General features: G+C 71.2%; 2 protein-coding genes. Both read left to right on the plus strand.

Features of this window, described 5'->3' with window-relative positions:
* The first annotated feature begins 24 nt into the window (after window positions 1–24).
* Complete coding sequence (locus E1283_RS27975) at window positions 25–4,287, plus strand: LamG-like jellyroll fold domain-containing protein (protein ID WP_243745154.1); 4,263 nt, start codon at window positions 25–27, stop codon at window positions 4,285–4,287.
* A gap of 154 nt (window positions 4,288–4,441) precedes the next feature.
* The coding region (locus E1283_RS27980) for an RHS repeat domain-containing protein (RefSeq protein WP_481906704.1) at window positions 4,442–7,562 on the plus strand (3,121 nt) is incomplete at its 3' end.

Consider the following 7,562-nt stretch of genomic DNA (forward strand, 5'->3'; position numbering starts at 1 on the left):
CTTGTGGAGAGGGTTGGGGTGGGGATGCGCGCCGCTGTGTCCTGCGCGGTGGGCCTGGCGATCACGGCCGGCCTGCTGACGGGAACGACCGGACCGGCCATGGCGGAACAACCGGCGTCCCGCGCCGGCGAACCCGCCGCGACATCGGAGACCGACCCCGCGACCGAGACCGGCGCCGCCTCCGAGACCGGCGCCGCCTCCGAGGACGAGGCGCTCGCCGAGGCCCGTCGCACCGGCGAACCCGTCGAGGTCCTCTCGGCGCGCGGCGAGTCGAGCGACGTCTTCGCGCAGCCCGACGGCTCCCTGGAGGCCCGCGAGTACCTGCGGCCCGTCCGGGCCCGCGTCGACGGCGAGTGGCGGACGATCGACACCGACCTGACCACCACCGACGACGGCATGGTCGCCCCCACCGTGGCCACCGTCGACCTGGCCTTCTCCGGCGGCGGCGCCGACGACCCGCTCGTCCGGATGTCCCGCGCCGGCCGCGTCCTCGAACTCCACTGGCCAGGCGACCTCCCCGAGCCCCGACTCGACGGCACCGACGCCGTCTACCACGACGTCCTCCCCGATGTCGACCTCCGCATGGGCGCCGCGCCCGAGGGCTTCACGCAGCTCCTCGTCGTCAACACCGAGGAGGCCGCGCACAGCGAGGCCCTCTCCGAGCTCGTCCTCGGCCTCGACGCCCAGGGCATGGACGTCGAGGTCACCGCCGACGGCGGCGTCGCCGCCCTCGACGAGGGCGCCGGCACCGCCGTCTTCGAGGCCCCCGCTCCCCTGATGTGGGACTCCAGCACCGGCGACGCCTCGTCCGAACCCGCCGCCCGCGTGGCCACCTCTGACACCGTCGAACCCGCCGCCGGCGACTCGGGCCGCCAGGGCCGCGTCGGCGTCGAGGTCACCGACACCGCACTCGCCCTCACCCCCGACCCCGAGATCCTGCGCGGCGCCGACACGCGGTACCCGGTCTACATCGACCCCCAGTGGTACACCCCGCGCGCCACGTCCTGGACCATGGCCTCCCGCTACTGGTCCAACTCCCCGCAGTGGAAGTTCAACGGCGAGAACGACGCCGGCATGGGCTACTGCGGCTGGACCTACTGCCAGCCCCAGGACCTCAAGCGGCTCTTCTTCCAGTTCCCGACGTCCCGCTACGCCGGCACCGAGATCGTCTCCGCCGAGTTCGTGACCCGCAACGTCTGGTCCGCCTCCTGCGAGGTCCGCGACGTCCAGGTCTGGCGCACCAGGGGCATCAACTCCGGCACCACCTGGAACACCCAGGAAGCCTCCGGCTTCTGGATCGAGAAGCTCGACTCCCGCGCCTTCGCCTGGGGCTACGAGGGCTGCGGCGCCCGCGACGCCGAGTTCGACGTCCGCTCCGCCGTCCAGGAGACGGCCGACAACAACGGCTCCCAACTCACCATCGGCATGCGCGCCACCAGCGAGGGCGACCCGTACACCTGGAAGCGGTTCTCCGACGCCGCCTACCTCCGCGTCCAGTACAACCGCCCGCCGCCGCAGATCGGCACCTCCCAGCTCTCCATGGAGTACGGCGGCGCGTGCAAGCCGACGTCGAACCCCGCCTACACCAACACCCGGGGCCAGGTCTACGCCACCAACGTCACCGACCCCGACGGCGACCGCGTCGCCGTGCAGTTCCGCGCCTGGTGGGACACCGGCGACGGCCAGGGCAACATCGTCCGCTGGAACCCCGGCCTGACCACCTACAAGGCGTCCGGTTCGACCTTCTCGATCAGCCTGCCGAGCAACCTGCCCAGCAACCGCCACGTGGGATGGGAAGCCCGCACCCACGACGGCGCCCACTACTCGCCCTGGTCGTCCAACGGCAGCCCGGAGCTCTGCCACTTCATCTACGACACCAGCCGTCCGGCCTCGCCCACCGTCACCTCGCCCGAGTACCCGGCGTCCAACCCGGCCGACCCCGAGGACCCCTGGCGCGACGGCGTCGGCAAGTACGGCAACTTCACGTTCCGTTCCTCCGCCACGGACGTGAACCGCTACCAGTACCGGTTCGCCACCGGCAACCAGTCGACGGCGTACACGGACGTCGCCACCTCGGGGGGCGCCGCCCGCACCGTCCGACTGCTCCCCGACCAGCCGGGCGACAACATCCTGTACGTCCGGGCGTTCGACCCCGCCAACAACGCCTCCACGGAACGCACCTACATCTTCCGCGTCCGCGCCGGCACCCCGGAACGCACCGTCTGGGGCCTGGACGAGCAGGCCGGCGCCACCGCCGCCCTGGGCGACGGCGAACCCTGGCCCGCCGCCCTCACCGGCGACGCCACGGCCGGCGGCGAGGGCATGAGCGGCACCGGCCTCCACCTCGGCGGCACCGACGGCCACGCCCGCACCGTCCCCCCGGTGCTCGACACCTCCAAGAGCTTCACGGTCTCGCTGTGGGCCCGACTCCCCGAGTCCGGGGTCACCGCCACCGGCACCGCGGCCTCCCAGGCCGCCAACAGCACCGACGCCTTCCGCCTCTCCGTCGACCCCGGCACCGGCGGCTGGTCCTTCAACCTGTCCAACTCCGACGCCGCCAACGCCTCCGTCACCCGTGTCCGCCAGAACACCGCCGCGTCACTGGGCCGTTGGACGCACGTCGCCGGTGTCGTCCGATTCCCCACCAGGGAGATGCTGCTCTTCGTCGACGGCCAGCAGATCGGCTCGACCTCGCTCAGCTTCACCGGCTGGGAGGCCCGCGGCTCCACCGCCATCGGCGCCCGCCTCGCGGGCAGCGCCGCCAGCCAGTTCTTCGACGGCGACCTCGACGAGGTCCAGTTCTACGACTACGGGTTGAGCCAGTCCCAGATCAGCACGATCGCCGACCAGAACCCCATCACCTCCGGCAGCCGCCCGGCCCTGGCGGTCTGGTCGTTCGACGAGTCGGCCGACGCCACCAGCGTCGCCGGCAACGGCCAGGTGGTCCCGGCGACCGCCGGCAGCGGCGTGACGTTCGGCGCCGAGGGCGTGCGCGGCCGGGCCGCCAGCTTCAACGGCACCACCAACGGCATCGCCGCGACCGGCCAACCGGTGCTCGACACCTACCAGTCGTTCGCCGTCGCCGCCTGGGTCAGGCTGCCGAGCAACAAACCCAACCAGACCATGGTCGTCGCCGCCCAGACCGCGGACGTCGACTGGGGCTTCGCCCTGGTCCACGCACCGGACGGCCGCGGCTGGACCATGCGCCGCTGGACCGCGGGCGACGGCACCGGCACCCTCGTCCAGGCCAGCCAGTCACCCTGCACCGCCACCACCCCCAACTGCGCGGCCGCCAACCTCGGCGCCTGGACCCACGTCGTCGGCGTCCACGACCTCGACGCCGGACAACTCCGCATCTACGTCAACGGCGAACTCGCCGGATCCGCGCCCTTCACCGCCCGCTGGAACGCCTCGGGCCGCTTCACCATCGGCGCCGCCGACCACCACGAGCAGGGCGTCATCGTCCCGTTCTCCGGCCAGATCGACGACGTACGCGTCCTCGACCGCGTCGCCTCGGCCGAGGAGGTGCGCCAACTCTTCGTCCAGAGCCCCCGCGTCGCCGCCCGCTGGCAGTTCGAGACCACGACCGCCGGAACCACGCCGGACTCCTCCACCGCGGCCAACCCGCTCACCCTTGGGGGTGGCGCGTCCATCACGCCCGGATGGATCGATGCCAACTCCCTCACCCTGGACGGCGTCGACGACTACGCCACCACCAGCAGGCTTCCGGTCGACTCCTCCCGCAGCTTCTCCCTCACCACCTGGGCGCAGGCCGCTGCCGCCCCGACCGGCGGCGCCACCGTCCTGAGCGCACCCGGCACGAACAACAGCGCCTTCACGGTGCGCTTCCAGCCGGACGCGGAGATCGAGGGCTGGGGCCAGTACCAGATCGTCCTCCCCGACACCGACACGACGGGAGCGACGGTGGTCCGAGCCGGGAACAGCCAGTTCCTGGACGTGCGCGACTGGAACCACCTGGCCCTGGTCTACGACGGCTTCCGCCGCCAGGTCCGGCTGTATGTCAACGGTCTGCTCCAGGAAGTCGCCTGCCCGGACGAGAACAGCGACACCTGCGGCTCGGTGTCCTGGGCCGACAACGTCGTGACACACCGCGCGACCCAGTCACTCCAGGTCGGGCGGGCCAGAACCGGCAGCACCTGGCACGAGTACTGGCCCGGAGCGATGGACGACCTGTGGTTCTTCGAGGGCGCCCTGAACCCCGAGCAGGTGGCCGCCCTGGCACTGCCACTCTCCGGCGTTCCGACCGAGCTGCCCAACCGTGACTGACAGCCCGACGAACCGCCTCCCCGACCCGACCCGTCCGAACCCGACCGGCACCACCGACGCGAGTAAGGGACTGAGACACGCGATGAACGGGATACGCCAACGACGTGGAGCACGTGCGTGGCGCCGACGCCTCGGACTTGGCCTGGCCGCCCTCATGGTCGGCAGCCTCTTCCAGGCCGTCTCGTTCCCCTCGGCAGCCGCGGACAGCGACGACCAGACCGTGACCGCGGAGCCGATCGACGGCAGCGACGGGATTCCGGTCCTCGAACGGCCGACGGACGACGCGCCTCGGGTCCCCGAGGAGGCACCCCGCGCGACCTGGCCGGAGCCGGGTCCCGTCGACGTGCGCCTGTCCACCGGTGGCGCCGCCAATGCCCTCGCCACCCGGGCCGGTGACCTGCCGATCTGGCTCCAGGCCGAGTCCGGCCCCGCGCCGCTCCTCCGTCGACAGGACGTCACCGCCGAGGTGACCGTCCTCGACCGGGAAGCCACCGAGGCCGCGGGCGTCGACGGCGTCCTGTTCACCGTGGCCCAGCAGACCACGGTCGCAGGGGCGCGTGCGGCCGACCAGTCGGTGGACGTCCAACTCGGCTACGGATCCTTCGCCCAGGCATACGGCGGCGGCTACGGCTCACGGCTCACCCTCCACCAACTCCCCACCTGCGCTCTGGAGACGCCCGACGAGCCAGAGTGCCGCGAACGGGCACCGCTCGACACCGTCAACGACACCGAACAACAGACCCTCACCGCGCAGGCCGTCGCACTCGACGCCACACAGCCCCTCGTCCTCGCCGCGGCGGCCGACGACGCGAGCATGGGCAGCGACTACGGCGCCACCTCGCTCTCCCCCTCCTCCACCTGGAACGTCGGCCTCAACACCGGCGACTTCAGCTGGTCCTACCCGATCGGCGTCCCCGACGTCCCCGGCGGCCTCGTCCCCGGCCTCGGGATCTCCTACTCCTCCGGCTCCATCGACGGCCGTACCGGCAACACCAACAACCAGGCGTCCTGGATCGGCGACGGCTTCGACCTCTGGCCCGGCTACATCGAGCGCCGCTACCAGTCCTGCGCCGAGGAAGACGTCGAGAACGCCAACGGCCAGAAGGTCGGTGACCTGTGCTGGGAGTACGACAACGCCTACCTCTCCTTCAACGGCAAGGGCGGAGAGCTCGTCCCGGTCGGCGACGGTGAGTGGAAGCTCCAGAACGATGACGGCACCCGCGTCCGCCGCCTGAACTCCAGCGCCCGGGCCAACGGCGACAACGACAACGAGTACTGGGAGCTCACCTCCCCGGACGGCACCCGCTACTACTTCGGCTACCACCGCCTCCCCGGCTGGGCCAGCGGCAACGAGACCACCGACTCCGTCTGGACCGTGCCCGTCTACGGCAACGACGCTGGCGAGGAGTGCCACGCCGCGACCCTGGCCGCCTCCTGGTGCAACCAGGGCTGGCGCTGGAACCTCGACTACGTCGTGGACCCGCTGGGCAACACCATGGCCTACTACTACGACACCGAGGCCAACTACTACGGTCGACTCCTCGACCCCGCCGCCGGATCCCGCTACATCCGCGGCGGCACCATCGACCGCATCGACTACGGCCTCCGCGACACGGGCAACATCTACAACCAACAGCCCCTGGCCACCGTCGACTTCACCAGCGGCACCCGGTGTCTCCCACAGTCCGGCGTCAACTGCGACGCCTCGGCCATCGACGCCAACGAGCCCTACTGGTACGACACTCCGTGGGACCTCAACTGCGCCTCGGGCTCCCGGTGCGACGACGGCCGTTCCAGTCCCTCCTTCTGGACCCGTAACCGCCTCACCGGCATCAGCACCAGCGTTCGGGAGAACGGCACCGTCCGCAACGTGGACTCCTGGTCCCTCACCCACCGGTGGGGACAGGCCGACATCGACTACCAACTGCTGCTGGAGAGTATCCAGCGGACCGGCCACACAGGCCCGACCTCCGCACCCAACGTCACCCTCCCGCGCACCAGCTTCACCTACGCCCAACTCCCCAACCGCCTCGACCGCATCGGTGACGGCTACGCCCCGTTCATCAAGGAACGCGTAGCCACCATCACCGACGACGTCGGCGGTCAGATCGACGTCGACTACTCGGATCCGGGCTGCTCCTTCGACGCGCTCCCCACCCCGCAGTCCAACACCACCCGCTGCTTCCCGCAGTTCATCGGCGGCGGCGTCAACGAGGACCCGGACCAGGAGTGGTTCAACAAGTACGTCGTCACCTCCGTCAGCGCCACCGACCGCACCGGTGGGGCACTGCCCCAGGTGACCCGCTACCAGTACCTCGGCGACGCGGCCTGGCACTACGACGACGACAACGGCCTCACCCCCGCCTCCGAGAAGACCTGGTCCCAGTGGCGCGGCTACGGCCACGTCCGCGTGCAGACCGGTGGCGAAGGCGACGACGGCATGATCAGCCAGGAGGACACCTACTTCCTGCGCGGCATGCACGGCGACCGCCGCGACCCCGGCGGCGGCACCAAGTCCGTGACCGTCTCCCTCCCGCAGGGCGAGGGCGACTCGATCACCGACCACGCCGCCTACCAGGGATTCGCCTACCGCACCGCCACCTACGACGGCGTCGACGGCCGGATCCTGGAGAAGTCCGTCTCCCGCCCGTGGTCCCACGAGACCGCCCGCGACGAACGCTCCTGGGGAGACATCACCGCCAACTTCTCCGGCACCTCCCGCACCTCGACCTGGACCTCGCTGGACGACGGAGCGGGCGCGCGCTGGCGCAGCACCCGCGTCGACACCTCCTACGACGATGACGCGGGACGCCCCACACAGGTCCACGACCTCGGGGACACCTCGACCACGGCGGACGACCGGTGCGACCGCACCACCTACGTGGACAACGCCGACAGCAACATCCTTTCCCTCGTCTCGCATGAGGAGGCCGTGGCGGTCGGCTGCGACGCCACTCCGAACCGCGCCGAGGACGTCATCTCCGACGTCCGCTACGCCTACGACGGCCGCGACTACGGCCAGGCGCCCACCGTCGGGCTCGTCACCCGCACCGCCACCCTCAAGGAACACGACGGCTCCACCGCCCGCTACCTGGAGTCCGGTGTCACCTACGACGGTTACGGCCGCGTGCTGACCAGCACGGACCTGACGGCCAACGTCACCGCCACCGGATCGACCGTCACCCGCAGCGCCCGCAGCGACGGCGGTGAGGTAGGGCACGGGGAGGGTCGCGGCGTCGGTGAAGGACCACCCGGTGGGCATGGGCGTCATCAGC

The sequence above is a fragment of the Streptomyces hainanensis genome (genome assembly GCF_004348415.1).
GTDB classification, from domain to species: Bacteria; Actinomycetota; Actinomycetes; order Streptomycetales; family Streptomycetaceae; genus Streptomyces; species Streptomyces hainanensis.